Origin of the sequence: Gilliamella sp. BG7, assembly GCF_046635565.1 — a bacterium.
Classification (GTDB): domain Bacteria; phylum Pseudomonadota; class Gammaproteobacteria; order Enterobacterales; family Orbaceae; genus Gilliamella; species Gilliamella apicola_P.
This window is the reverse complement of sequence record NZ_JBIDFB010000003.1, coordinates 116,948-143,267: the sequence shown is the minus strand read 5'-3', so window position 1 is coordinate 143,267 and position 26,320 is coordinate 116,948. Positions and strand designations below refer to the sequence as shown.

Here is a 26,320-nt window from a genome sequence, read left to right as displayed (position 1 = left end):
CTAATAAAATTATTATTTTTTGAGCAATTTTATGTTTTAAATCAATTGAAACGTTTAAATAGGTAATGTTTTGTTGCCTATTCTTCAAATCAATTTAAAAAATATGATTTATTATTCTTGTAACTATACCTAATTAATGGGTTATAAATCTTTTTAAATTTATAGAGACAAGAATAAATATGCCTACCACGAAAAAAAAAGTAAGTGTTTTAAATCTAATCCTTATTCTTATGACGTTGTTAGCGATAAGTGTTGCGGCTTATTTGTGGTTTCAAAATCATTCACAAAGCACAACTAGAGCGCAAGAAGAACCCGAAGTTACGTCACCGGTATTTTTAACATTAAAACCGTTTACTATTTCATTACCTGTCTCAGAAGATAATATTGAAATTAATAAAATCATTTATATTGGAATAGTTTTGCGTATCGCTGATGAAGATCAAAGAACGGTGTTATTAGATTATTTACCTGAAGTAAGAAGTGACGTGCTACTTTTAACTTCAAAACAGTATGTCAACAAACTAAAGCAAGAATCGGGAAAAGTCGATTTACAAGAACAGATAAAAAATACCTTATCAAGACAATATGATGCAAAACATTGGGTAAAAGTTGATGAAGTTCTATTTACTGATTTTATTATACGGTGATTACTATGCCCAATAAGATAGAGTCCATAACGGATTTAAATGAAAATAGTGATGCTGTACAACTATCTGATAGTTTTGTTAACGATGGTGACGATAGCAGTATTGATGCTTCTTCTTTTTCGTTACCTTCTGGTAAAAAGGTTGATGTTAAACCTTATGATTTATCGGTAAAACATCGCTTTATTCCTGAACGATTAACCGCATTAGAAATCATTAATGAACGTTTTGCTCGTCAGTTTAGAATTGGGCTATTTAATCGATTGCGTCGCAATGCCGATGTAGTTGCATCGCCTATTGAACCACAAACATTTGAGGAATTTTCTGATATTTCATCGGAAAACCATTTAAATTTAGTTCATCTTAACCCATTAAGAGGTTCAAGCTTATTTTCATTTTCACCTGAATTAGTCTTTATTATCGTTGATTCATTATTTGGGGGAGACGGGCATACAACTAAAATAAAAACACAAGGACGAGAATTTACCCACACCGAACAGCAAATCATAAAACGAGTATTAGAATTAGCATTAGTTATTTATCAAAATGCATGGGCTGATGTATACCCAATTGAAACCGAATATATTCGCTCTGAAATGCAAAGCAAATTTACCAACATTACCAGTTCACCTGATGATGTCGTGCTAACAACAAACTTCAAAGTCGAAGTGGGTCATAGCAAAGCAACATTTTGCATTTGTATCCCTTATTCTATGGTTGAACCAATCAAAGAGTTGCTAATAAAGCCACCTATCGAAGAACAGACTTATCAAGACGATAATATCTGGATGAGTTCATTAACCACTGGAATTAAACAATCATCTGTCGAATTAGTTGCCGATTTTACCCATATTCATACAACCGTTGAAAAACTGTTAGCGTTAAAAGTTGATGATATTTTAACAATTGAAAAACCAACAAATATAGATGTAACAGTTGGCGGTGTACCGGTATTAAAAGGCCATTACGGTAAAGTAAATAAACAGTATGCAATTCAAGTAGAACAGGTCATTAATCCTGTGATAGAACAACTGAATGAGGGAGTGTTCAATGACTGACATTATACCAAATAACGACGAAGACCAAGAAGAAAAAGTAATGAATGATGAACTCATCACTAAAGAGGCTATTTTTGAAACATTATCTCCGCAACAAACAAAAGATAAAAAGCAAGATATTAATCTTATATTAGATATACCTGTTGATTTAAGCGTAGAACTTGGTCGAACCAAAATAGCTATTAAAGATCTATTAAATCTAACCCAAGGTTCGGTAATTGCATTAGATGGGCTTGCAGGAGAACCATTAGATATATTAATTAACGGTTATTTAATAGCTCAAGGCGAAATTGTGGTAGTTGGCGATAACTATGGTGTGCGTATCACCGATATTATTACTCCATCAGAGCGTGTAAGAAGATTAAGCCGTTAATGACAATAAAGCAACCTAATTTGGTTCAACCTACGGTTGGTGTAACCAATACTAATACCTTATCGCCATCGTCTTCTGATTTAAATATTTATACTGAAATTGGATCGTCAATGGGATTAACGCTTATTGTGATCATCGGTTTTATTTTATTGCTAGGATGGCTCGCAAAACGAATGGGTTGGAAAAAAACGACCGAACAATGGATTGATGTCAAAGCCACATATAACATTAATCCTAAAGAACGTATTATGGTTATTCACGTTGATAACCAATTATTAGTGGTAGGTGTTACTCCTCAACAAATGACATTGTTACATACCATCAATGAAGAACGAACCAAAGTGTTGCTTTCGCAAAATGGAGCAGATAAAAATCTTACGAAAATTAACGCATTTCAACAGATATTACAATCCGCTTTAAAAGTGAAAAAGGAGTAACAACAAGTGCGGTTAAATTTAACTATTTTGCTAAGTTTATTGCTATTTAGTTTATCTAGCTATGCTGAAACTTCATCTTTAACTAACATAAATCAGCCCCTAACTGGTGGGCAAAATTGGTCGTTACCAGTTGAAACATTAGTCTTTTTAACATTGCTCACTTTTATACCAGCAATATTATTATTGATGACCAGCTTTACACGAATCATCATTGTGTTAGGTCTGTTACGTAATGCCCTAGGTACGCAATCAGCACCGCCGAATCAAGTTATTTTGGGAATTGCGCTTTTTATGACTTTTTTTATTATGTCGCCAGTTATTGATAAAATTTATCAAGAAGCGTATGTGCCATATTCACAAAATCAAATCACCATGCAAGAAGGATTAACCAAAGCAACTAAACCATTACAAGAATTTATGCTTACCCAAACGCGAGAAAATGACCTAGCATTATTTGTTAACATGTCTCATCAAAACGACATTCAAACACGTGAAGACGTTCCCCTAAAAGTATTAGTTCCTGCTTTTGTGGTGAGTGAATTAAAAACAGCGTTTCAAATTGGTTTTACAATTTTTATTCCATTCTTAGTAATTGATCTAGTGGTAGCAAGCACGCTTATGGCATTAGGAATGATGATGGTGCCACCAGCGACAGTATCATTACCATTCAAATTAATGTTATTTGTCTTGGCAGATGGTTGGCATTTATTACTTGGATCATTAGCACAAAGCTTTTTTAGTTGAGTCGCACTATGTCATCTGAATATATCAGCACGTTAGCCATACAAGCGATAAAAGTTGCGGCATCATTAGCTGGACCGTTATTATTAGCCGCATTAGTAACAGGGTTAATCATTAGTTTATTACAAGCTGCGACGCAAATTAACGAAATGACATTATCATTTATTCCCAAAATCATAGTGGTCATTGTGGTTTTAATAATATTGGGGCCATCAATGCTATCAACCATGATCGACTATATCCAAACCGTTATTACAGATATTCCTAACTTAACCCGTTAAATGTAATGGAATTTGATATCTACAATTTATTTAATATCGATTTCTTTTCTTGGATTAGGGACTATTTTTTCCCTTTTGTTCGTATCTTAGCGTTGATCATGGTAGCGCCCATTTTTGGCGAAAAAGAAACGCCTAATCGAGTTAAAATTGGCCTAGCGCTACTCACGACGATTGTACTGCCACATCCACATATTGATGACAATATAAAAATATACTCATTTATAGGAATATGGATTATTGCACAACAAATAATGATTGGAATACTTATTGGTTTTACCATGCAGTTGGCATTTATGACAGTGCGATTTTCAGGAGAATTAATTGGGATGCAAATGGGGCTAGGAATGGCGACCTTTTTTGATCCTATTGGCGGTCCATCTACATCAGTATTATCACGCTTAATTAACATCATTGCTTTATTAATATTTATCAGTCTTGATGGCCATTTATGGTTGTTATACGGCATATCAAATAGTTTTGATATTATTCCGATTGCAGTAATGCCATTACAAGCGAATGGATACTTAGCATTAATTGAAGTCAGCAAACTATTATTTATCAACGCGATCATGTTAGCGCTTCCTTTAATGACATTGCTATTAATCATCAATATATCATTAGGACTACTTAATAGAATGACGCCACAGCTATCTATATTTGTGGTTGGTTATCCAGCGACCCTATTCTTAGGGTTAATCATGCTAACTTATTTAATTACAACACTACCCGCATTTACTGAATTTATTTTTGAACAAATGTTTGAGCGAATTTCTAGTATCTTATGGTATTTAACTCAGTGATATAAATTGATCACACAGTCATATTTAATTTACCTATTCAACTTGACTTTCTTTTTGTGGCTATTGAGTGAAATTGCTATTCTATCATATTGATTTAGAAATAAATCTTCCAAAAAAACAATAAATACTTAAATAAAAACAATGATCTAACTAAGCATTTTTATTGTGTGATAGATTATATTAATTAAAACTAAAACTAAACAGATTAATGCTGATAAAATCAGCATTAATAAAATAGTTAACTAAGCTTTTTTTACAAAGCAGGCTTTAAGCATTATTTTCATACCGTCAATTTTACAATCGATTTCGTGATCGCCTTCGACTAAACGAATGCCTTTGGCTTTAGCACCTTTTTTCAGCACTGTTGAAGATCCTTTCAATTTTAGATCCTTAATCAAAATAATATCGTCGCCATCAGCAAGTAAATTACCATTGCTATCTTTTACCTGTAATCCAACATCAGAAGACACAGCCTCGTTTGGATCCCATTCGTGGGCGCATTCAGGGCAAACACAAAAGCTGCCATCATGATAAGTGTGTTCAGATTGGCAAACAGGGCAATTAGGTATAGATTTCATAGCTTATAACTCTTATAGATTAAATAAAATGGTGCTTACTATAGCAAAAAAATGTTGTTAAGTCATAGAGGATGTTTCTTAGATCATGATTAGGATCTAAATAAATCATTTTACATGGTAGGCTAATTAGTCTACATCGATATTTATTTCGCATGGATGAATAATTAGAAGTTATCATATTAAGTTTGATTACTAATCTATACCATATAGATCGATGATATTTATTTCTAGATTGCGGATTATTGGTATTTATTCTAACCCTCTGCGTGCAATATATTCAAACCTATATTGGAATCCCCTTAAATATTGAATACTATATTCAAATACTTCTCCATTAACTAATTCACTAGTTGAACGTTGGCATAATATAGGGTAATTTGTTTCGATATTTAAATGTTTAGCAACAATGCTAGTTGCTAAAACAGGCTTTAAGTCTTGCCTACTTAGCGATATTTGATAACCTTTTTGTTTTTCAATATAGTGATACTTTGATGTTTGCATTACTTTAACACTGAGATCAGGAAATAGTGAAAGAGGCATATAACTTTGCTCTAAAATTTCAGGCTCATCGTCTATTGTTCTAATACGTATTATTGAATATATTAATGTTCCAACTTCAATTTTTAGATGCTTTGCAATAACGGGTTGTGCCTGTTCTAACTGAAAATGTATTACTTTCGTACTAGCAATTCGCCCTTGTGAGGTAATGTTTTCTTCAAATCCTTTTAATTGAAAGGCATCGTGCTTGGTCGAATTGTATTTAACATAGGTACCACTTCCTTTTATTCGTACTAATAATCCTTGTTTTTCAAGTAGCTCTAGGGCTTTACGAACAGTAACACGACTAACATTATATATTTCTTGTAAAGATTGTTCTGTAGGTAATACATCTTCAACATCTAATTCGCCAGAACGAATTTTTTCTTCAAAAATTTCAGCAATTTGTCGATAAAGTGGTTTACTCACGATAACATCCTACATATTAAATTTGTATTATATTAACATTGAATAGTCAAAATAGCATTAGATGGTAAATTTATCATTATTTAATTTTTACTGTACTCACTCAAATTATCTAATACGCATTGATCAACTGCGAATAAATATTTTTTGTGATCCTTTTCACATTTGTATTTAATAAGTATTATTTTATGGTAATACTTATTTATAATATATCTATGGCAAGATTTTATTTAATAAATGTAATTTAGGAAACATATTATGAAAAAGATCAATTTAACCGTTGTTGGTGCAGGTAGTACTTATACATTAGGTATTATGAGAAGTCTTGTTACAGAAAAACAAAATTTTCCGTTAAAGCGAGTTGTTTTTTATGATATTGATGCAGCTCGTCAGGAGCTAAATGCAAAAGCAACTAAAATTATGTTTAAAGAACTCTATCCAGAAATTGAAGAATTTATCTATACAACAGATAGAAAAATCGCTTTTGAAAACTCTGATTTCTTTTTTATGCAAATCCGTACTGGTGGTTTAAAAATGCGTGAGCGTGATGAACAAATCCCCTTATCTCATCAATGTGTAGGTCAAGAAACGTGTGGTGCAGGGGGTATGGCTTACGGATTACGTTCCATAGGAGATATGATAGACCTTGTTCGCGAAATTCGTTTATATAAAAAGGATGCTTGGATCTTAAACTACACTAACCCAGCAGCGATTGTTGCAGATGCATTAAATCGAGAATTTCCTAACGATAATCGAATCTTAAATATTTGTGATATGCCTGCGGCAATCATGGTGAGTTACGCAAAATTACTTGGTTGTGAAATTTGGGATTTTGTACCGGAATACTTCGGTTTAAATCATTATGGTTGGTTTACTAAAATTAAGAATAAACAAGGCGAAGATTTAACCCAACGTATTAAAGAAATTATTTTAAAAGATGGTATTAAAGCTGTTGATTCAATTATTGCTAATGATCCTTCTTGGCAAGCAACGTTTAAAAACATGGAAACAATGTTACGAGATAACCCAGAATTCTTGCCAAATACTTATTTACAATACTATTTATATCCAGAAAAAATGGTGAGTAAAGAAGATATTAATAATACGCGTGCGCGTCAAGTTATCAATGGACGTGAAAAACAAGTATTTGAAATGTGTAAACGTATTATTGAAAAAAATTCTATTGTTGGTGAACAGCTTCATGATGATATTCATGGTCGTTATATGATCCGTGTTGCTGCGTCATTAGCTTATAACAAAGGCGATATCTATCTTGTGATTGTTCCAAACAAAGGCATTATTAGTAATATACAAGATGATGCAATGGTTGAAGTGCCATGTATGCTAACTTCTGATGGTCCTAAAGCGTTTGCTATTGGTAAGATTCCGACATTCCAAAAAGCGATGATAGAAATCCAATTAGGTTATGAAAAATTAGTTGTTGATGCTTGGTATGAAGGTTCTAAACAAAAATTAATCAATGCCTTAACGTTAAATAGAACCGTTGTTAACGTTCCAAAAGCAAAAGTAATTGTTGAAGAAATCTTAAACGAAAATAAAGACTATTTACCTCAGTTTTTTAAATAATTATTTTGTTTTACACGAATAATGCTAGCGTTTGAGTAAATGCAAACGCTTAGCGTTATTCACAAACATGTACAGAACTATTTTAAAAATAACAAAATCATTATATTAATAAAAGGTTAATGTTATGAGAAGTACAATTCAGCGCTTTGGAGCAGCAATGTTTGTTCCTGTATTACTCTTTCCTTGTGCAGGCATTTTATTGGGATTGAGCGTCGTTTTACTTAATCCACATTTGTTTCCTTTTGCTGTAGAAGGATCGACTTATGTTAAAATTGTCAGTATATTTCAAAAAGCATCCCTAGTTTTGTTTCAAAATATGCCAATGTTGTTTGCTTTAGGCTTGCCAATTGCATTAGCAAAAAAGGCATCTGGCCGAGCTGTATTAGCCGCTTTCATCTCCTATTTAACATTTAACTATTTTATAGCAGGAATACTTGATATTTGGAGTGAACAGTTAGGTATAAACTATCAAGTAGGGCAAACAGGATTAATTGAAATTAGTGGTGTATTAACATTAGATACTTCAATTGTTGGTTCAATTATGACTGCAGCCTTTACCGTTTGGATTCATAACCGTTATTTTGATTTACGTTTACCCGAATGGGCAAATGTATTTACAGGGACACCATTAATCGTTATTATCTGTTTTCCGTTAATGCTGGTACTAGCTGTATTGACGGTATTGGTTTGGCCTCCTATCCAAAATGGTATTCAAAGCCTGCAAATTTTCATTTTAAATTCTGGTGCATTTGGTGTATGGCTATTTACTTTTTTAGAGCGCATTTTAATTCCTACAGGATTACATCATTTTGTTTATGGTCCAATCTATTTTGGTCCAATTGTCACCGATGGAGGTACAGTTAACTATTGGATTTCTCATATTTCTGAATTTGCTAACAGCACAAAATCATTAACTAAATTATTTCCTCAGGGTGGTTTTATGTTAATTGGTATGGGGAAGGTATTTGGTTGCTCAGGTATTTCAATGGCTATTTATGCAACAGCAAAACCAGAAAATAAAAAAATGGTATTGGGACTATTAATTGGAGCAACAGTTACAGCTGTGTTGACTGGGATAACAGAGCCCATTGAATTTACATTCCTTTTTATTGCACCTATTTTATTTGTTGTTCACGCTTTTTTAGCAGCATCAATGGCTGCAATTATGTATATGCTTGGTGTATCAGGAAATTTTTACTCAGGTATTATAGATTTTATCTTCCAAAACTGGTTACCTCTGGGAGCAAATCATTGGATGACGTATGTTATTCAAGTTACTATTGGTTTAACTTTTACAGCAATTTACTTTTTTGTGTTTAAATTCTTAATTCTTAAATTCAATCTTATCACTCCTGGCCGTTCAGATACTAATATTAAACTATTTACTAAATCAGATTATCAAAATAGTAAAAAGAGTAAATCGTCAAATCAATATGATACTGAATTTGAAACTAACGATTTGATAATTCAACAAGCAATTGCCTTTATTGAAGGATTAGGTGGTAAAGAAAATATTATACAATTGACTAACTGTGCAACTCGATTACGTATTGAAGTAAGTAATCCTGAATTAGTTCAGAAAGTGACTTATTTTCAAAGTTATGGGGCAATAAATGTTGTATACAAGGGACAATCATTACAAATTATTGTTGGCTTAACTGTACCTCAAGTTAGAGAGGAAATGAGCATACTATTGAAGTAAATAATGTCGATATTAATGAACAATTAGTAAACTATTAATTAACTTGTTTAATCGGTTCTAAAATATAGATTGTTTATGAGTTCCGATTAAACAAACAAATCATTAAGAACATGCTTAAAAATAGGGAATCTATATTTTAGGGTAATTTTAGGTATTTACCCTATCGATCCCATATAGTCTGGCAATAAAGTTACAAAACTTATATACTATACCATAATTTTTAGTATGACTAAGTTCATTTTACTAAACCAACCCGTTCTTTAACACATCAATTGGAATAAAACTATGCATCCGATGCTGAATATTGCTATTCGTGCTGCTCGTAAAGCAGGTAATGTAGCCATCAAGGCTTATGAAAATCCTAGTTCAATCGAAATTGAAACCAAAGGCGCTAATGATTTTGCCACTAATGCCGATCGTGCGGCTGAAGCTTTGATTATTGAAACAATTAAAAAAGCTTATCCTGACCATACTATCATTGCCGAAGAAAGCGGCTTAGCTAAAGGTAATGATGCCGATACTCAGTGGATAATTGACCCAATTGATGGTACTACCAATTTTATTAAAAATATCCCTCATTTTGCAGTGTCTATCGCAGCTCGGGTTAAAGGTAAAACCGAAATTGCCGTTGTTTATAATCCAATCAGTAATGAGCTGTTTACAGCGGCTCGTGGTAAAGGCGCTCAACTTAATGGTTATCGTATTCGAGTGAGTAATGCGAAAGATTTAGACGGTAGCGTGCTGGCAATGGCTTTTCCGTTTAAAGCTAAACAATATAGCGATAGTTATTTTGGCGTGTTACAAAAATTATTTGTTAGATGTGGCGATTTTCGTCGCACTGGTTCTGCCGCTTTAGATCTTGCTTATGTTGCCGCAGGTCGTTTAGATGGCTTTTTTGAAATTGGCTTAAAACCATGGGATATTGCTGGTGGTGAGTTGATTTTGCGTGAAGCAGGTGGCGTTATTACCGATTTTGCAGGTGGCAATAATTATATGGTTTCGGGCAATGTTGTTGCGGGTAATCCTAGAATTGTTAAGGATTTATTAGTTTCTACTCAAAACGAGTGGCCCGAAAAATTACGTAACTAACGTTACCTTTTTTATTTCCTCTTATTTTGATCGCAAGTTAAATTCTTGCGATCTGTCTAGTATTTTTCTGCATTGTTATCAATTTTGAGTATATACTAATCAATAATCGTATAAAAATTAAGGCTGCATTTTATGAAGACAATACAATATCATCTTAATATTGAAGGAATGAGTTGTGCCTCTTGTGTTAGTCGTGTAGAAAAAGCAATTAAAAAAGTTGATGGTGTAATTGATGTCAGTGTTAATCTGGCAACTGAGAAAGCAACTATTAATGCAGATACTCATGTTAAGCTTGAAGCATTAATGTCTGCGGTTGATAAAGCGGGCTATCGTGCTATTAAAATTTCAGATCAACAATCAGGTGCAAAGAAAGTTAACAAACAAGCATCTATTTGGCCGATTGTGATTTCTGTTATTTTAGCCATTCCTTTTGTGTTACCTATGTTATTAGAGCCTTTTGGGTTTCATTTGATGATGCCAGCTTGGTTACAACTGGTTATTGCATCTATTGTGCAATTTGGACTTGGTGCTAAATTTTATCGAAGCGGTTTTAATGCGGCTAAAGCGTTGTCGGGTAATATGGATTTATTAGTGGCCATTGGTACTAGTGCGGCATATGGGTTATCAGTTTATCAGCTTATCATAGGCAATGATGAGCACCTTTATTTTGAATCTTCAGTTATTATTATTACCTTAATTTTGCTTGGTAAGTGGTTAGAATCAAGAGCTAAACATCAAACCACACAAGCAATTGAAGCCCTGTCTGCGCTATGCCCTGATGTTGCTTTAGTAAGGCGTGATAATCAAGAAATAAGTTTACCCATTAACCAAGTTAAAGTGGATGATATTGTTATTATTAAGCCTGGAGAGCGTATTCCAGTTGATGGCGTTGTGATTGAAGGTGCATCTAGTAGTGATGAATCAATGCTAACCGGTGAGAGCTTTCCTGTAAATAAAACCGTTAATGATGTTGTTACTGGCGGTACAATTAATGGCGAAGGGTTACTTATCGTTAAAACCACAGCGATTCAAGCGGATTCTACTTTATCCAAAATTATTGAAATGGTTGAATCTGCTCAGGCTAAGAAAGCACCAATCCAACGAATTGTTGATCGCATCAGCGCTATTTTTGTGCCAGTGATTTTATTGATTGCACTTGTTACGTTATTGGCTTGGGGGGTGATATCGCATGATTGGCAACAAGCATTACTCCATGCGGTGGCTGTGTTAGTGATTGCTTGCCCTTGTGCATTAGGCTTGGCAACACCAACAGCAATTATGGTTGGTACAGGAGTGGCGGCTAGTCATGGTATTTTAATTAAAGATGCCGAGGCATTAGAAACACTGCATAATATTAATATGGTTGCATTTGATAAAACAGGCACATTAACCATTGGTAAACCAGAATTAGTTGAAATGGATATTATGGGTAGCGAGACGCCCGATCAAATTTTATCGCTCGCAGCGTCATTACAAGCAGGTAGTGAGCATCCACTTGCTAAAGCTATTTTAAGTAAAGCTAAAGAGTATCATTATGCTCAAAATATTACTTCGGTAGCTGGTTCAGGAGTGATGGCGACCGTTGATAACACCGAATATTATTTAGGTAGTTTGCGTTGGATGAAATCATTAAATGCCTATTTTGTTGGTATGGACGATAAAATTAATCAGTTATCGAGTAAAGGTTATACCATTTCATTTTTAGCGAAACAGCAATCAGAAGGTAATGTGGTGATATTAGCGCTCTTGGGTTTTGCCGATGTAATAAAGGAGGAGGCCGAAAAAGCTATTCAAGCATTGCATCAGTTAAATGTAAAAACCGTTATGTTAACTGGCGATAATCAGAAAGCGGCTAATTATGTGGGGCAGCAGTTAAGCTTAGATAAGGTTATTGCTGAAGTATTACCGCAAGATAAAGCAAACTATATTTATCAACTACAAAAAAGTGAAGATATAACTGGCAATAAAACAGTGGCAATGGTAGGAGATGGTATTAATGATGCTCCAGCCTTGGCGGCTGCCGATATTGGTATTGCTATGGGCACAGGCACCGATGTGGCTATGCATGCAGCAAGTATTACTCTAATGCGTGGTAATCTGTTTTTGATTGCTGATGCGATCGATATTTCGCGCCGAACCTATAATAAAATTAAACAAAATCTATTTTGGGCATTTTTCTATAATTTAATCGGTATTCCGCTAGCGGCATTGGGATTTTTAAATCCAATGATAGCCAGTGCCGCTATGGCGTTAAGCAGTGTTAGCGTTGTAACCAATGCACTTTTGCTTAAACGTTGGAAGGCAAAATCGTAACTTATAATAATTGAAAATACCCTAATTAAGGTGGTGTATCAGCCACCTTATTTTGAGGAGATTAACGCTAAGTGGTGAGTTTAAAACTGATTTGTGTTCCTTTTCCTTGTTCGGTAACAAATGCGCCAACTGCGCAAATCAGTTGTTCGTTGTAGTAAATTAGAGGGATTCGAGTTCGCATCCATGGTGGAATATTATGCTCTTGCCATAGTTTTTTTATTGATCGTGAACCATGGCGATTAACAATTTGAAATTTTCCTTGAGCATGGAATCTAACGGTGATTTTTTCATCTGCTTGTGGTAAGCGGCAACATAAATCAGTTTGATAATTAACTTGTAATTCGCCAACATTATCTGGAAGTGTTAATGGCAACGCTAAATCCCAGTTTAGGATTTGCTGTTCAATATCTTGATATAATGCTAACAAATAAAGTTGATTTTGATAACGGCGAACTTGTTGGTTATTAAAGATAAATTTCGGATTGGCATCTTCTTTTGCTAATGCAACGGTTTGCCAAATTAATGTTATTTGTTGGCGTGTTGGCATATTAATATGATTGTGTTTAAACCACATGCGTAAAATTGCATTTCGTTTATACTCGGAATAGTCCATTAATGGTGCAATAGCCAGTTGATTTTGTTCGGTGATAACTTGCTTAAACTCTACCAATAATAACTCATTAATTAACGTTTCTTGTTGTTGACATAATTCCGCACTGCGTGCAACCATTTGCGAAAAATGTGGCCAGCGTTGATTAAGAATTGGTAAGACTTTTAAGCGTAAAAAATTACGGTCGTAGTGATCATCTTGGTTGCTTTCATCTTCTATCCAATTGAGTTGATGTTTATTCGCATAGGTTTCAATTTGTGATCGTGATATTGTTAATAAAGGTCGAAGATGTTGTTGATTTTCCCTTGGCATTGCGGACAATCCCGCAGGTCCACTACCACGTTTCAATGCCAAGAAGAAAGTTTCACATTGATCATCAAGATGTTGAGCTGTACATAACGTTTCATCATCTTTTATATGGCGATATATAGCTTGGTAACGTGCATTTCTAGCTTGCTCTTCAATATTACCCGCTATGGGATCAAGTCTGACTTTTTCAATAATTATTGGAACTTGCCATGTTTGGCATTGTTGCCTGCAATGCGTTGCCCAGTTGTCAGCATTGCTACTCAAACCATGATGAATATAGATCGCTCTTAGTTCTAAATTTGGTAACAATTGTTTTTTAAGCTTAACAAGCACATGCATTAATACCGTTGAGTCAACACCACCACTATATGCAACCAGTAGCGCTTTGTGGTGTTTTATATTATGAAAAACTGTTTGTTTTATTATTTCGTCACACGTGATTTGGCTATGATTATTCATCTTCTACTTAATTATGCTAAACTAAACATTCGTAATGCATTGGCTTTATATAGATTTATTTTTTATAGCTTGATTCTGTCTAAACCAGTAGCAAGATCGGCAATTAAATCATCGGGATCTTCAAGCCCTATATGAAGACGAATTAAAGTTCCTTTAAAATCAATACCAGATACAGGCCTAATTTTTGCTAGTTCTTCGGGTTGATTAGCTAAAATTAATGATTCAAAACCACCCCATGAATAAGCCATTGAGAAATAAGTTAAGTTGTCAATAAAATCAGATAATTGCTCGTCAGTTAATCGATCTTTGAGTACAAAAGAAAATAATCCACTTGCACCTGAAAAATCACGTTTAAAAAATTCATGCCCCTTACAACTTTCTAATGCTGGGTGATTGACGGTAGCAACTTTAGGATGATGAGCTAACCATTTTGCTACTTTTATGCCATTTTCGTGGTGTTGCTTTAATCGTATTGCTAATGTTCGCAATCCTCGTGCGGCTATATAAGCGGTATCAGCATCGCACATTTGTCCCATTAAGTAAGAACGTTCGCGTAATTTTTCCCAACAACGCTGGTTAGCAACAGCGGTGCCTATCATGGCATCAGAATGACCGATTAGGTATTTAGTACCTGCTTGTATTGAGATATCAATATCATGATCTAATGCTTTAAATAATACGCCGGCGCTCCATGTATTATCGATCATAATAATAATTTCTGGATTGGTGCTGCGAATTGCTTTAACCATTGAAGGAATATCATGAATTTCCATCGTAATGGAACTTGGTGATTCTAAAAATATGACTTTGGTATTGGGTTTAATTTGATTTGTAATATTGTGCCCCACTAATGGCGTAAAGTAATCTGTTTCAACACCAAAATTTTTTAAAATTTGCTGACAAAATTCTTGAGTAGGTTCGTAAGCGGCTTCAGACACTAATATATGATCGCCAGCTTGAACAAAAGCTAAAATAGCATTAGCGACGGCAGCTGCGCCACAAGGGTATAGATAGCAACCAGCTCCACCTTCGATTTCAACCATCGCATCTTGTAGCGCAAAATGAGTTAATGTACCACGGCGTCCATAAAATAATGCACCATTAGCACGGTTTTTGGTTGCTTCTTTTTTTGTTTCAATTGAATCAAAAACCAATGATGATGCACGTTGAATAACCGAATTAACAGCGCCTTGTGTATAACGCTTTTTACGTCCTGCATGAACTAATTTTGTTGGTAATGACATAATGATACACCCTTGCTACTATTTATTAAGGTTGATATTTTTATTAATTTTGATAACAGTTAGCATAGCATGCTGTTAAAATAGTAAAAAATAAATTTTATTAATATTTTCTTGCCAATTATGCTAATTGTTCAACTTGCTTGTCTTAAGGATGCTGACATTGATTTTTCACTGTTGCCTCAAACGCTTCTTGATGAAGCGAATAATTTAAGTGGCCAACGTAAAAAACAGTTTTTAGTTTGCCGATCAATTTTGGCTCATTTGCTTAAACAATACTGTGATATTTCGATGTTACCTGTTATTAAGGTTGGAGATAATGGTCGTCCCTCTTTTTTAGAGCCACACTTACCAGATTTTAATATTAGTCATAGCCAAGATTGGGTAGCAGTTGCGATTTCGTTAGTAGGTAAGGTTGGTTTAGATATCGAAGTAGCACGTCCACGAAAAAATTATTTGAAAGTAGCTAAAAATTTTTTTGCTGATGACGAATATCAATGGATGACTAAACAAGATGATACATTAAGAGCCTTTTGGCAACTATGGACATTAAAAGAGTCTGCATTAAAGCTTTATGCTAAAGGTGTTTGGCAAATAAAATCGGTTAACGTCGATTTAAAACAGCAGATGATTATGGCACCTTTTGCACAAGAATTTTATTATCAATATCGACAAGTGGATAATGTTCATCTGTCGGTGAACAGCAATCAACCAATCTCTAAATTAATTTTGTTGTCTTAATACAATTTTTTTCCATTATTTATTATGGCGCAATAATGGTTTGTTATTTATTAAATCAGATAGATATCTTGAATTCTTTTTCTATTAGTTTCGTTTAATTGATATTCCTGTGATAACCAATTGTCAATTGTACCGTGACGCGTTTTAATTGCATTCAGTGCCGCAGTTAGATACTCTTTTTTGGCGGCAAAAATTAATTTGCGTTTTTCAAACTCATCAGGCGTCATTTTATGTTGATATTGGCTTAATATATTTTCACGATAATCTGACAATAGCTGTTCTGTTAGTAAATAATCTTGCATGACAGTTTCTTCACTAACACCCAAAGCAAACAATGTTAATGCAACGCCAACACCTGTACGATCTTTACCAACAGCACAATGTTGTACCAATGGTCTACCTTGTGAGTTTAGTAGGATTGAGGAAAGTTTTTGATATGCTGTGTTATTAAATGGTAGTAGCTGGTAAAGCTTAATCATAAAATCAAATGGAGCATTTTTTTTAAGTGTTTGGTGAGCATTGCCTAGATCACTTGTTAAACTTGCGGTGATCGTATTACTTAACGGATTAGCTGGTACATTAATATAATGAGTATTTTGCCATAATTTATCTGGATTTCGCTTAATTTCATCAGGATCGCGATAGTCTAAAACGTAGTGCAGATTTAGCTGATTAGCTAAAAAAGATTGCTCTTGTTGTGTAATAAGCGAGAATGCGCCTGAGCGGTATAGTAGGCCAGATCGAATTTGACGTCCATCAATTGTTTTGATTCCACCTAAATCACGAAAATTAATCCCATTTTTTATCGGTACAACTGATGCCATAACCCATCCTTATTTATTTTTAACTTTACTTGCTATATTAACATGTTTCTGATTAGAATTAATTCATTGTTATGTTGTTTATCAATTTTTTGAGGTTTTTACTATGTCGATGTTATCTGTTTTACTAACTGATAAACCTGCACCAAAACAGTGGGGAAAAGATGCATTGCTGAGTTTTTCTAACGAGGCGATTACTATTCATTATAAACCGGAACATCGCTTAGGGGCGATTCAACGTGCAGGTCGAAAGTTAGATAACCAAGGAATAAATTCGGTTAAACTAAGCGGTGAAAATTGGGATATCGAAGCTTGTTGGCATTTTTGGTTAGGTTATCGTAATGCCAAAAAAAGTACAAAAGTAACTTGGTCAGAACTCAACACCAAAGACAAACAAGAATTGAAACATCGTATAGAAATTATTGATTGGTGTCGGGATATTATTAATGAACAAGCCGAAACATTAAGTCCTGTTGAGTTAGCCACACGAGCAGCTAAGTTAATTAGCACTTACTCATCAGCTGTGACTTACAACATCATTTCAGGTGAAGCTTTAAGAGAGCAAGGTTATATGGGCATTTATACGGTTGGAAAAGGTTCGGATCGGCCAGCGGCTTTGCTTGAACTAGATTATAACCCAACCCAAAACCCTAATTCACCGATAACAGCCTGTTTAGTTGGTAAAGGTATTACCTTTGATTCAGGAGGATATAGTTTAAAACCAAGTAATTTTATGGAGTCAATGCGCTCAGATATGGGTGGGGCTGCGTTAGTAACAAGTGCATTAGCATTAGCCATTGCGCGTGGTTTAAATCAACGTATTAAGCTTTATCTATGTTGTGCGGATAATTTAGTGAGTGGCAATGCGTTTAAGTTAGGCGATATTATTCATTACCGTAACGGTAAAACGGTTGAAGTTGATAACACTGATGCAGAAGGGCGACTAGTTTTGGCTGATGGTTTAATTTGTGCTGATAATGATCAGCCTCATTATATTATTGATTGTGCAACACTGACTGGAGCGGCTAAGATTGCGGTGGGGAATGATTATCAGTCATTACTTTCGTTTGATGATAACTTTGCTAGCCAATTGTTAGCTAGTAGCGATATTGAGCATGAAGCTTTTTGGCGATTACCATTAGCCGAGTTTCACCGTTCGCAATTCCCATCATCATTTGCTGATATAGCAAATTCAGGTATACCTAATACTGCTGGAGCAAGTACTGCTGCGGCTTTCTTATCGCATTTTATTAAAAATTATCAAAAAAATTGGCTACATATTGATTGTTCTGCAACATTCCGTAAAAGCGCCACAGCTTTATGGGCAACAGGGGCAACAGGTATTGGAGTGAGGACAATTGCTAATTTACTTAGTCAGCTTAAATAAAACAAAAAACCACTTTTTAAAAGTGGTTTTTGTTAACAAAGTGCAATTTTAATCATTTTTAATAACAATTGCCTTTTTGATATAAATAGGCTCAACCGGCACATTTTGATGTGGTCCCACGCGTTTAGTTGAGACACTAACAATTTTATCAACTATATCCATCCCTTTAGTTACTTTACCAAATACAGCATAACCATATTGTTCTGGTGATTTGTAATTAAGGAAATCATTGTTTACTACATTGATAAAAAATTGACTGGTTGCACTGTTTATTTCACTTGTTCTTGCCATTGCAATGGTACCACGATCATTTTTTAAACCATTGTCTGCTTCATTTTTAATTGGTGGGTTATTGTCTTTGAATTTTAGTTGATCATCAGCGCCACCACCTTGAATCATAAATCCAGGAATTACGCGGTGGAAAGTTAAATTTTCATAAAAACCATTGTTAACATAATCAAGAAAGTTTTTAGTGGTAATTGGCGCGTGTTCGCTGTCTAGTTCAATCTCAATATCCCCCATACTGGTTTGTAATAAGACTTGAGGAGTAGCTGAGACGACAGTTGAAAAAATTGTTAGTAATAATGTTAAAATTAATAGTTTGATTTTTTTCATATAATAAAGCCTCCTTCCATTTGGATTGGCTGATTATACCGAATATTAAGCTAATTTAAATAGCAATTATGCAAAACCAGATAATTTTTTGTGCTGTATATCGTATAACTATTTAATTATATGCAATTACAAAACGGGTTGGTCTATTTTATTGATGTTAGCTTAGTTTTATACACTAAAAAGTTATAGGCGATAAAAAATGTTTTTTATTGCTACTTTTTTTTATACTGAACCATTTTTATACTTAAACATATTATTATCGGAAACTTTTTTACAAATAAATTTATTATGTTATGCGATGTATTTTGTGTGATATGCCTTTATTTTTATCTCATCATGGTATTTGTAGCCAATGTGTTGAAAATATACCTAAATTTAATAAGGTTTGCCATCAATGCTGTTTACCACATTCTTTATCGACTGATATATGTTATCGGTGTCGCGCAAAGAAACCTTATTGGGATGAGCTTATTGCTGTTTCTGAGTATGTTAATCCTTTAAAAAAATTGATTCATCAACTAAAGTTCTACAACAAAATTGAATTGAGTACTGCATTAGCAAGATTGATGTTTTTGGCTTGGTATCAACGGCGAGAAATTGATGCGTTAATTAAGCCTGATTTGGTCACTTGTGTGCCATTACATCATTTTCGTTATTGGTCTCGTGGTTTTAATCAAGCTGAGTTATTGGCAAAACCGATTGCTAGATGGTTAAATCGTGGATTTTATCCTTATTTGTTATCTCGAAGGTCAAATGCGCAAGATCAAAAAAATTTATCTCTTACAGATCGAATCGCTAATGTTGAAAAGCTTTTTATGTGCTATCAAAATCTTTCACATAAATCGGTAATGCTTATTGATGATATCGTTACAACAGGTAATACGATTAATGCAATTAGTCAGCAACTAAAAAATTGTGGAGCAACGAGTGTTTATGTTGTTTGTTTATGCCGTACAGTATTGTAAAATCCTAAACAACCCCTATAATAACCAAGAAAGTTAGTCAACTATTATTATCAATATACTATAAATGATGTTAGGTTTGTTTATTACCTAATTACATTAAAGTGAGGGGTTATGTCTATTATCACTATTTCTGAATCAGCTCAACAGCACTTTAAAAAATTGCTTGCTAATCAACCCGGTGGAACACAAATTCGAGTGTTTGTTATTAACCCTGGTACTCCAAGTGCGGAATGCGGTGTTTCGTATTGCCCTGCTGATACTATAGAAGATAGCGATATAGAAGAACGGTATGCTGATTTTTCAGTTTATATTGATGAAATTAGTGCGCCATTTTTAGAAGAAGCTGTCATTGATTATGTGACTGATGAATTAGGTTCGCAGTTAACATTAAAAGCACCAAATTCAAAAATGAAAAAAGTAGCTGATGATGCACCTCTTATTGAGCGTGTTAATTACGCAATTCAAGCGCAGGTCAATCCGCAATTAGCTAGCCATGGAGGACATGTTAGTTTAGTGGAGTTAACCGAAGATAATTATGTTGTTTTACAATTTGGTGGGGGGTGTAATGGTTGTTCAATGGTCGATTATACTTTGAAAGAAGGTATTGAGAAACAATTAATGGCAGAGTTTCCTGAACTCGTTGGTGTAAAAGATATTACAGAACACCAAGCTGGGGCTCATTCTTTTTGCTAATAATGGCAGAAAATAATTTTTATTTAAATCTTGCTTATTGCTGGGATTGAGTCATAATCGGATGACGTTTGCCATTTGACATTCTGATGGGGTGTTATGAATCAAGTTAGTATTATTTCAGATCTTATCGTTTGGATTGAAAAAAATTTGGAACAACCATTATCTATTGATCATGTTGCACAAAAATCAGGTTATTCAAAGTGGCATTTACAACGTATGTTTAAAGAGGTAACTGGTCAAGTTCTTGGTACTTATATTCGACATCGTCGTTTAACTTATGCCGCGCTTGCTTTACGCATGACAAGTAAACCTATTTTAGATATTGCGATGCAATATCGTTTTGATTCTCAACAAACATTTACTCGTTCTTTTAAAAAGCAATTCAATGAAACACCAGCAAGTTACCGACGAGGAGATATTTGGGATCCTACAGGATTAACTCCTGCTATTGAGCTTAATAAAAACCGGTTTTCATTGCCTGAGCCAAAATTTGTTAATATGCCTCAAAAAACGTTTTGGGGTATCACCTTTAAAAATAATTGCAATTTGAGTCAATTATTAGATGAAGAAAATAAACTAAGATCACAATTTTTTCATAATTATATATCTCGTTGTGGCAATACATGTGAAAACTTGCCAGATAAAATTTATGCTTTTAGCCGTATATTGAAAAGCAAAGATAATGCTAATGAACAAGAGCTTTTTTATACAATTGCTTTAGATCAGAATAATAATTTAGAGCATATTGAGCAGATAGTTAATGAAGGAGGATTGTATCTTTGCTTTAGATATATTGGTTCTCCTGATGAGTTTGGCGATTTTATTTCACAAGTGCATTTAGCTGCTATGCCAGCATTAAAGGTACGCTTACGTTGCTCTAGCTGTATAATTGAGATTCATCATAATCTTCGCGATGACTCTGTCGAATCGTTTAAGGATATTAAGCATATGGAGTGTGATTATTGTGTGCCGGTTGTTGCTGATAGTGATGTCAATATCCAATCAAGTTTATAGTTAATCATAGTTATAATATGATATAAAAATCTGCTATTAGATATTGACTAAGCCATTTAATTATCCGAGTTTAATAAAACCTTTTCTAACCAATTTTTAAATTCTGGAGTTGCTTCTTTTAGGCTATTAGAGCCTCTTGTTACTGTTGCAATACCAATTTTTAGTTGCTCTTTAAGTTGGCGTTGATTGATTGAACCATCAAGTAATGAATGTACGATTTTAACTCGAGTAATTAAAGCGTCTCGCTCATCGGCTGTCATTAGTAATTTTAATATATCCAGTGAATAACCATCGTTAAATGCTTGGTGTAATAATTCAACTGTTTGTTTCCATTCGTTAGTTTTCATTATAATCACCATTAATATTGTTTATTAAATTCATTTGAACTAAGAAAATTGACATTTTTTTGCCCTAAGATTACTTGATAAATATAATCATATACCAATACGTTTTTGACGTAATTACGTGTTTCAGTAAACGGTATACTATCGATAAATGCTACTGCATCAAGTTTTCCGTTACTCTTTTCTAGCCAGCGCTTAACATTATTTGGACCAGCATTATAAGAGGCTGAAGATAATATACGATTTTTATCATTTTGTAGATAAGCAGTGTTTAAATAGGTAGTGCCTAACTGTATATTTGTTTGAGGATCAAATAATTGTGCTGATGAAATATAAGTTACTGAATTAACATTTTTAGCTGTTTCTTTTGCTGTGGCTGGCATTAATTGCATTAATCCACTGGCGCCGACAGGTGATTGGGAGGTAGTATCAAGTGCACTTTCTTGACGAGAAATAGCTAAAGCATAAGATAACCCAATAGTTTTATCTTTTAATGCATTGTTGTATAAATCTTTGTACATAATTGGTAAACGTTCTGTCCAGTTATCCCAAAGTTTGCCAGCAATGGTTGCTTGAATACTAAGATCACCCCATCCTTTTTGTAAAGCATATTGAGCTAATGCTAAGTATTCATTTTTGTTTTTTTGATTATTTAGCATATATCGCCATTCGTAATTTGATTCTGGCAGCATTCCCAAATAACGTAATTCGTTAATTCTTTTTACATAAGGTTGATTATTGTATTTGCTTTTTAACGTTGATATTTCTGATTGTGTAATCTTTGGAGATTGGTTATTGATCGAATAAGGTTGATTAAGTGTTTGTGCACTTATCATGCCATAAAACCCACGTTTGTTTGTGAGTGTTTGCAAAATTTTGTCAGCTTCACTTTTCTTATTATTATTTAATAAAACTCTAGCTTGCCAATATTGCCAGTCTTCTTTTTGTTGATCTTCTGGTGATAGTTGTGCTATCCAATAAGCGATGTCTGAGAAGTTATAGTCATCAATAGCAAGGCGGATACGCTTTTCAACTAAAGTTGTATCATGATATTTCGCTATATAGTTATCGCGCCATTTTATTTGTTCGTCAGTTGCAGAATCTTTGAAGTAACTGTTAGCCAAACTTTTTTGTAATGCCACTTGCTCTGTTTTGTTTAACGTCTGCTGTTTAACTAATTTTGGTAATAATGTTGCAGCTAAATTCATATCAGCTTTTACTAAGCGAGGGTATGATGCTAATACAATTTTTTTAGTGAAAGAGCTAGCTTTAATATTTTTTGAAAAATCTTCTAATTTTTTAGGATTATTAAGAACTGCTAGTAAATTGATTTTGGTTGTTTTGTAGTTGTCATCAAGTAAGTTAGCTAGATGCTTAGCTAATTTTAAATTATTTGCTTCAATAGCAAGTTCGATACGCAATAGTATTAAATTAGCTGTCCGTTTACCTGCTTGAGCCCAAGCATCAAGTAATGGATCGCATGCAGAAGGAAGTTCTTTGCCTGTCATCCAAAGTGATTTAACAGTGCTAAAAGCAACCTCGTTATTTCCTTGTTGTAGTAATGCATATTGATAACGACAATTAGATAGTATGGAGTTATCTTTTGGGAATGAAATGATTGAATTCCAATCTTGGCGATTGCTTAATTCGGTTAAATAAGATTGTGTCAATGAAGCTGTTAGCAGAAAATCATTATATTGATTGACAAAATTGCTTACCATTTGTGGTGAAACGATTTTAATATTACTCTGAAAAAACTGTACAGCAGCATAAGGATATAATGGGTAATCTTTTATGGTAGAGAGCAATGTTTGCTGTTCTTCAAAGTTAAGTGATTGATATGAATTAAGCCATTTTTGATAATTTTCTCGTCCTTTTAGAGAACTATCTGCATAAATGTTACTTGTCAACAGTAGGTTAATTATCAAAAAATAGCGTAATAGTAATTTCATCCTTTAACTCCCATGTGAATTTAGTTTATTAGATTAGCATATTAAGCTATGATTCGTCGATAAGAGCCATAACTTAATTCCTACTAAAATACTCAACTAAATACTTGACTAAATAGAAAGGATATATACAATAAGCATACACACATATAAAGGAATGCTCAATGAAACTGACATCAAAAGGGCGATACGCGGTGACAGCAATGCTTGATGTTGCTTTACATGCAGATTCAGGACCGGTATCACTAGCTGATATTTCAGAACGTCAAGAAATTTCACTTTCTTATCTTGAACAATTGTTTGCTCGGTTACGAAAAAATGGTTTGGTGCGCAGTGTTAGAGGCCCTGGTGGCGGTTATATACTGAGTCGTTCTATGGATCAAATTGCTATTAGTTCAATTGTTAAAGCGGTCGATGAAACAGTACATGCGACAAAATGCCACGGGCAAGATGGATGCCAAGGTGGTGTTAGGTGCTTAACCCATACACTGTGGAATGATTTAAGTGAACGAATTGAGGATTTTTTAACTAGCATTACATTGAGTGAATTGGTCAATAATAAAGAAGTTAAAGCTGTTGCTAGTCGACAAAGTAATATACATCACGTTCAAATTAATTAATAAAAATAGAATACAGAATTTTTCATTGGGAGTAATTAATGAAACTACCTATTTATATGGATTATGCAGCGACAACGCCTGTAGATCCTAGAGTTGCTGAAAAAATGATGCAGTATTTAACACCAGACGGTATATTTGGTAATCCAGCATCTCGTTCCCATAAATTTGGCTGGCAAGCTGAAGAAGCCGTTGATATTGCCCGTAATCAAATTGCCGATCTTATTGGTGCTGATTCACGCGAAATTGTCTTTACGTCAGGGGCAACTGAAGCTGATAATTTAGCAATTAAAGGTGCCGCTCATTTTAATCAAGCCAAAGGTAAGCACATTATTACTTGTAAAACTGAGCACAAGGCTGTGCTTGATACTTGTCGCCAACTTGAGCGAGAAGGTTATGAAGTAACTTATTTAACGCCAGAATCCGATGGGATCCTTGATCTTGATAAACTTGCAACGGCTATGCGTAGTGATACAACCGTTGTATCAATTATGCATGTCAACAATGAAACGGGTGTAATACAAGACATCGAAAAAATTGGTGAGATGTGCCGTGAAAGAGGTATTGTTTTTCATGTTGATGCAACCCAGTCTGTTGGTAAATTACCAATTGATGTAGCTAACTTAAAAGTTGATTTAATGTCATTTTCTGGTCATAAAATTTATGGACCAAAAGGTATTGGTGGGCTTTATGTAAGGCGTAAACCGCGTGTTCGTATTGAAGCTCAAATACATGGCGGTGGTCATGAACGAGGCATGCGCTCTGGTACTTTACCTGTGCATCAAATTGTGGGCATGGGTGAAGCGTATCATATAGCTAAACAAGAGATGGTTACTGAAATGCCTCGTTTATTGGCTTTAAAAAATCGTTTATGGGATGGTTTAAAAGACATTGAAGAGGTTTATTTAAATGGTTCTTTGGAGCACAGTGTGCCAAATATCTTAAATGTGAGTTTTGCTTACATTGAAGGCGAATCGTTGATGATGGCTTTAAAAGATTTAGCTGTTTCCTCTGGTTCTGCATGCACATCTGCGAGTTTAGAGCCGTCTTATGTATTACGAGCATTAGGGCTTAATGATGAGCTGGCTCATAGTTCAATTCGATTTTCTATTGGTCGTTTTACCACAGAAGAAGAAATTGATTATGTCATTAAATTAATCAGAGAATCTATTGGGAAATTAAGGGATTTATCGCCTCTTTGGGAAATGTTTAAAGATGGCGTTGATTTAACAAAGATTAAATGGTCAGCACATTAAAATTGGGAGTAAATTATGGCATATAGTGAAAAAGTTGTTGATCATTACGAAAACCCACGTAATGTTGGTTCGTTTGATCAAAATGATCCTAATGTTGGTAGTGGTATGGTTGGCGCACCAGCGTGTGGTGATGTGATGCGTCTACAAATCAAAGTGAATGACAACGGTATTATTGAAGATGCTAAGTTTAAAACTTATGGTTGTGGTAGTGCAATTGCATCAAGTTCTTTGGTTACAGAATGGATAAAAGGTAAATCATTAGACGAAGCAGAAGCTATCAAAAATACGGATATTGCTAAAGAACTTGCTTTACCTCCGGTTAAAATTCACTGTTCAATTCTAGCGGAAGATGCAATTAAAGCTGCTATTGATGACTACAAAACCAAAAAAGGACAACGTTAATGGCAATCACATTGACTAATAGCGCAGCTGATCGTGTTCAAGCTTTTTTGGCTAATCGCGGAAAGGGTGTTGGGTTACGATTAGGTGTTAAAACATCTGGTTGTTCTGGTATGGCTTATGTTTTAGAGTTTGCCGATGTGATTAATGATGATGATAGTGTCTTTGAAGATAAACATGTCAAAGTTATCGTGGATAAAAAAAGCTTAGTTTATATTGATGGTACTGAACTTGATTTTGTTAAAGAAGGATTAAATGAAGGTTTCAAGTTTAATAATCCTAATACGAAGCACGAATGTGGCTGTGGCGAAAGCTTTAATGTGTAATCGGGCAC

At 34.3% G+C, this 26,320-nt stretch carries 27 protein-coding genes and 1 pseudogene; 20 read left to right on the top strand and 8 right to left on the bottom strand.

From position 1 onward, the window contains the following. Nucleotides 1-179 precede the first annotated feature (179 nt). The 7 genes and pseudogenes from ACGH49_RS03550 to fliR all read left to right on the top strand — a co-directional run bounded on the left by ACGH49_RS03550 (nucleotide 180) and on the right by fliR (nucleotide 4,334). Nucleotides 180-647 (top strand): flagellar basal body-associated FliL family protein, encoded by a 468-nt coding sequence (locus ACGH49_RS03550; RefSeq protein WP_411588244.1) that lies wholly within the window; start codon nucleotides 180-182, stop codon nucleotides 645-647. 5 nt (nucleotides 648-652) lie between these two features. Then, nucleotides 653-1,702 (top strand): flagellar motor switch protein FliM, encoded by a 1,050-nt coding sequence (fliM, locus tag ACGH49_RS03545; protein ID WP_411588243.1) that lies wholly within the window; start codon nucleotides 653-655, stop codon nucleotides 1,700-1,702. 70 nt (nucleotides 1,703-1,772) lie between these two features. Continuing rightward, nucleotides 1,773-2,075 (top strand): annotated as a pseudogene (gene fliN, locus ACGH49_RS03540) (flagellar motor switch protein FliN); the annotation flags it as partial. Beyond that, entirely contained in the window at nucleotides 2,075-2,512 is a 438-nt protein-coding gene (gene fliO, locus ACGH49_RS03535; RefSeq protein ID WP_065609284.1) for a flagellar biosynthetic protein FliO, read from the top strand. The pseudogene fliN and the gene fliO, both read left to right, overlap by 1 nt. 6 nt (nucleotides 2,513-2,518) lie before the next feature. After that, nucleotides 2,519-3,256, top strand: coding sequence for a flagellar type III secretion system pore protein FliP (gene fliP, locus ACGH49_RS03530; RefSeq protein ID WP_411588242.1), 738 nt, complete (start codon nucleotides 2,519-2,521; stop codon nucleotides 3,254-3,256). 8 nt (nucleotides 3,257-3,264) lie between these two features. Then, the gene (gene fliQ / locus ACGH49_RS03525; RefSeq protein WP_034909516.1) at nucleotides 3,265-3,534 is read left to right on the top strand and encodes a flagellar biosynthesis protein FliQ; all 270 of its coding nucleotides are present in this window, start codon (nucleotides 3,265-3,267) and stop codon (nucleotides 3,532-3,534) included. 5 nt (nucleotides 3,535-3,539) lie between these two features. Then, entirely contained in the window at nucleotides 3,540-4,334 is a 795-nt protein-coding gene (gene fliR, locus ACGH49_RS03520; RefSeq protein WP_411588241.1) for a flagellar biosynthetic protein FliR, read from the top strand. Nucleotides 4,335-4,576: 242 nt separating this feature from the next. Here the strand turns inward: fliR and ACGH49_RS03515 are convergent, their stop codons facing one another. Both ACGH49_RS03515 and ACGH49_RS03510 read right to left on the bottom strand, forming a co-directional pair. After that, entirely contained in the window at nucleotides 4,577-4,912 is a 336-nt protein-coding gene (locus tag ACGH49_RS03515; RefSeq protein ID WP_065605905.1) for a zinc ribbon domain-containing protein YjdM, read from the bottom strand. A 249-nt stretch (nucleotides 4,913-5,161) separates the two neighbouring features. Continuing rightward, the gene (locus ACGH49_RS03510) at nucleotides 5,162-5,878 is read right to left on the bottom strand and encodes a GntR family transcriptional regulator (RefSeq protein ID WP_411588240.1); all 717 of its coding nucleotides are present in this window, start codon (nucleotides 5,876-5,878) and stop codon (nucleotides 5,162-5,164) included. Nucleotides 5,879-6,133: 255 nt separating this feature from the next. On the opposite strand from ACGH49_RS03510, the gene ACGH49_RS03505 reads away from it, so the two are divergent. From ACGH49_RS03505 to ACGH49_RS03490, 4 genes are all read left to right on the top strand, one after another. After that, nucleotides 6,134-7,462 (top strand): 6-phospho-alpha-glucosidase, encoded by a 1,329-nt coding sequence (locus tag ACGH49_RS03505; protein WP_411588239.1) that lies wholly within the window; start codon nucleotides 6,134-6,136, stop codon nucleotides 7,460-7,462. A gap of 124 nt (nucleotides 7,463-7,586) precedes the next feature. Next, a complete protein-coding gene (locus ACGH49_RS03500) occupies nucleotides 7,587-9,164 on the top strand; it encodes an alpha-glucoside-specific PTS transporter subunit IIBC (protein ID WP_411588238.1) in 1,578 nt (525 codons plus the stop codon). A gap of 285 nt (nucleotides 9,165-9,449) precedes the next feature. Next, nucleotides 9,450-10,253, top strand: coding sequence for an inositol-1-monophosphatase (gene suhB, locus ACGH49_RS03495; RefSeq protein ID WP_297225763.1), 804 nt, complete (start codon nucleotides 9,450-9,452; stop codon nucleotides 10,251-10,253). 132 nt (nucleotides 10,254-10,385) lie between these two features. After that, nucleotides 10,386-12,566: a heavy metal translocating P-type ATPase gene (locus tag ACGH49_RS03490; RefSeq protein WP_411588237.1), complete on the top strand. Its 2,181-nt coding sequence runs from the start codon at nucleotides 10,386-10,388 to the stop codon at nucleotides 12,564-12,566. A gap of 67 nt (nucleotides 12,567-12,633) precedes the next feature. Here the strand turns inward: ACGH49_RS03490 and tilS are convergent, their stop codons facing one another. Then, nucleotides 12,634-13,944: a tRNA lysidine(34) synthetase TilS gene (gene tilS / locus ACGH49_RS03485; RefSeq protein WP_065605916.1), complete on the bottom strand. Its 1,311-nt coding sequence runs from the start codon at nucleotides 13,942-13,944 to the stop codon at nucleotides 12,634-12,636. 62 nt (nucleotides 13,945-14,006) lie between these two features. Next, nucleotides 14,007-15,188, bottom strand: a complete 1,182-nt coding sequence (gene metC / locus ACGH49_RS03480; protein ID WP_411588236.1) for a cystathionine beta-lyase — start codon at nucleotides 15,186-15,188, stop codon at nucleotides 14,007-14,009. A gap of 120 nt (nucleotides 15,189-15,308) precedes the next feature. Between metC and ACGH49_RS03475 the strand changes: the two genes are divergently transcribed. Continuing rightward, nucleotides 15,309-15,926 (top strand): 4'-phosphopantetheinyl transferase family protein, encoded by a 618-nt coding sequence (locus ACGH49_RS03475; RefSeq protein WP_065605920.1) that lies wholly within the window; start codon nucleotides 15,309-15,311, stop codon nucleotides 15,924-15,926. Between the two features lie 50 nt (nucleotides 15,927-15,976). On the opposite strand, the gene ACGH49_RS03470 is transcribed toward ACGH49_RS03475, so the two are convergent. After that, a complete protein-coding gene (locus tag ACGH49_RS03470) occupies nucleotides 15,977-16,750 on the bottom strand; it encodes a tyrosine-protein phosphatase (protein WP_065605922.1) in 774 nt (257 codons plus the stop codon). A 103-nt stretch (nucleotides 16,751-16,853) separates the two neighbouring features. Here ACGH49_RS03470 and pepB point away from each other — a divergent pair, with 103 nt between their 5' ends. Next, nucleotides 16,854-18,134, top strand: a complete 1,281-nt coding sequence (pepB, locus tag ACGH49_RS03465; RefSeq protein ID WP_065561032.1) for an aminopeptidase PepB — start codon at nucleotides 16,854-16,856, stop codon at nucleotides 18,132-18,134. A 48-nt stretch (nucleotides 18,135-18,182) separates the two neighbouring features. Here the strand turns inward: pepB and ACGH49_RS03460 are convergent, their stop codons facing one another. Beyond that, nucleotides 18,183-18,749 (bottom strand): peptidylprolyl isomerase, encoded by a 567-nt coding sequence (locus ACGH49_RS03460; protein WP_411588235.1) that lies wholly within the window; start codon nucleotides 18,747-18,749, stop codon nucleotides 18,183-18,185. Between the two features lie 314 nt (nucleotides 18,750-19,063). Between ACGH49_RS03460 and ACGH49_RS03455 the strand changes: the two genes are divergently transcribed. From ACGH49_RS03455 to robA, 3 genes are all read left to right on the top strand, one after another. Next, the gene (locus tag ACGH49_RS03455) at nucleotides 19,064-19,714 is read left to right on the top strand and encodes a phosphoribosyltransferase family protein (RefSeq protein WP_411588234.1); all 651 of its coding nucleotides are present in this window, start codon (nucleotides 19,064-19,066) and stop codon (nucleotides 19,712-19,714) included. Nucleotides 19,715-19,831: 117 nt separating this feature from the next. Next, nucleotides 19,832-20,407 carry an NfuA family Fe-S biogenesis protein gene (gene nfuA / locus ACGH49_RS03450; protein ID WP_411588278.1) on the top strand — a complete coding sequence of 192 codons (576 nt, stop codon included), beginning with the start codon at nucleotides 19,832-19,834 and terminating at the stop codon, nucleotides 20,405-20,407. A gap of 96 nt (nucleotides 20,408-20,503) precedes the next feature. Continuing rightward, on the top strand, nucleotides 20,504-21,421 hold the full coding sequence (gene robA / locus ACGH49_RS03445) for an MDR efflux pump AcrAB transcriptional activator RobA (protein ID WP_411588233.1): 918 nt from the start codon (nucleotides 20,504-20,506) through the stop codon (nucleotides 21,419-21,421). Between the two features lie 56 nt (nucleotides 21,422-21,477). Here robA and trpR read toward each other — a convergent pair whose 3' ends face one another. Together trpR and sltY are read right to left on the bottom strand one after the other, a co-directional pair. Continuing rightward, on the bottom strand, nucleotides 21,478-21,768 hold the full coding sequence (gene trpR / locus ACGH49_RS03440) for a trp operon repressor (RefSeq protein WP_411588232.1): 291 nt from the start codon (nucleotides 21,766-21,768) through the stop codon (nucleotides 21,478-21,480). 11 nt (nucleotides 21,769-21,779) lie between these two features. Beyond that, nucleotides 21,780-23,717: a murein transglycosylase gene (sltY, locus tag ACGH49_RS03435; protein WP_411588231.1), complete on the bottom strand. Its 1,938-nt coding sequence runs from the start codon at nucleotides 23,715-23,717 to the stop codon at nucleotides 21,780-21,782. A gap of 161 nt (nucleotides 23,718-23,878) precedes the next feature. Between sltY and iscR the strand changes: the two genes are divergently transcribed. From iscR to iscA, 4 genes are read left to right on the top strand one after another with little or no spacing between them, the layout of a single operon-like run. Beyond that, a complete protein-coding gene (gene iscR / locus ACGH49_RS03430) occupies nucleotides 23,879-24,334 on the top strand; it encodes a Fe-S cluster assembly transcriptional regulator IscR (protein ID WP_065561026.1) in 456 nt (151 codons plus the stop codon). Nucleotides 24,335-24,372: 38 nt separating this feature from the next. Then, nucleotides 24,373-25,587 carry an IscS subfamily cysteine desulfurase gene (locus ACGH49_RS03425; RefSeq protein WP_065561025.1) on the top strand — a complete coding sequence of 405 codons (1,215 nt, stop codon included), beginning with the start codon at nucleotides 24,373-24,375 and terminating at the stop codon, nucleotides 25,585-25,587. A 15-nt stretch (nucleotides 25,588-25,602) separates the two neighbouring features. Further along, the gene (gene iscU / locus ACGH49_RS03420) at nucleotides 25,603-25,989 is read left to right on the top strand and encodes a Fe-S cluster assembly scaffold IscU (RefSeq protein ID WP_034911174.1); all 387 of its coding nucleotides are present in this window, start codon (nucleotides 25,603-25,605) and stop codon (nucleotides 25,987-25,989) included. Beyond that, entirely contained in the window at nucleotides 25,989-26,312 is a 324-nt protein-coding gene (iscA, locus tag ACGH49_RS03415; protein ID WP_065561024.1) for an iron-sulfur cluster assembly protein IscA, read from the top strand. Before iscU ends, iscA begins: the two co-directional genes overlap by 1 nt. Nucleotides 26,313-26,320: the final 8 nt, after the last annotated feature.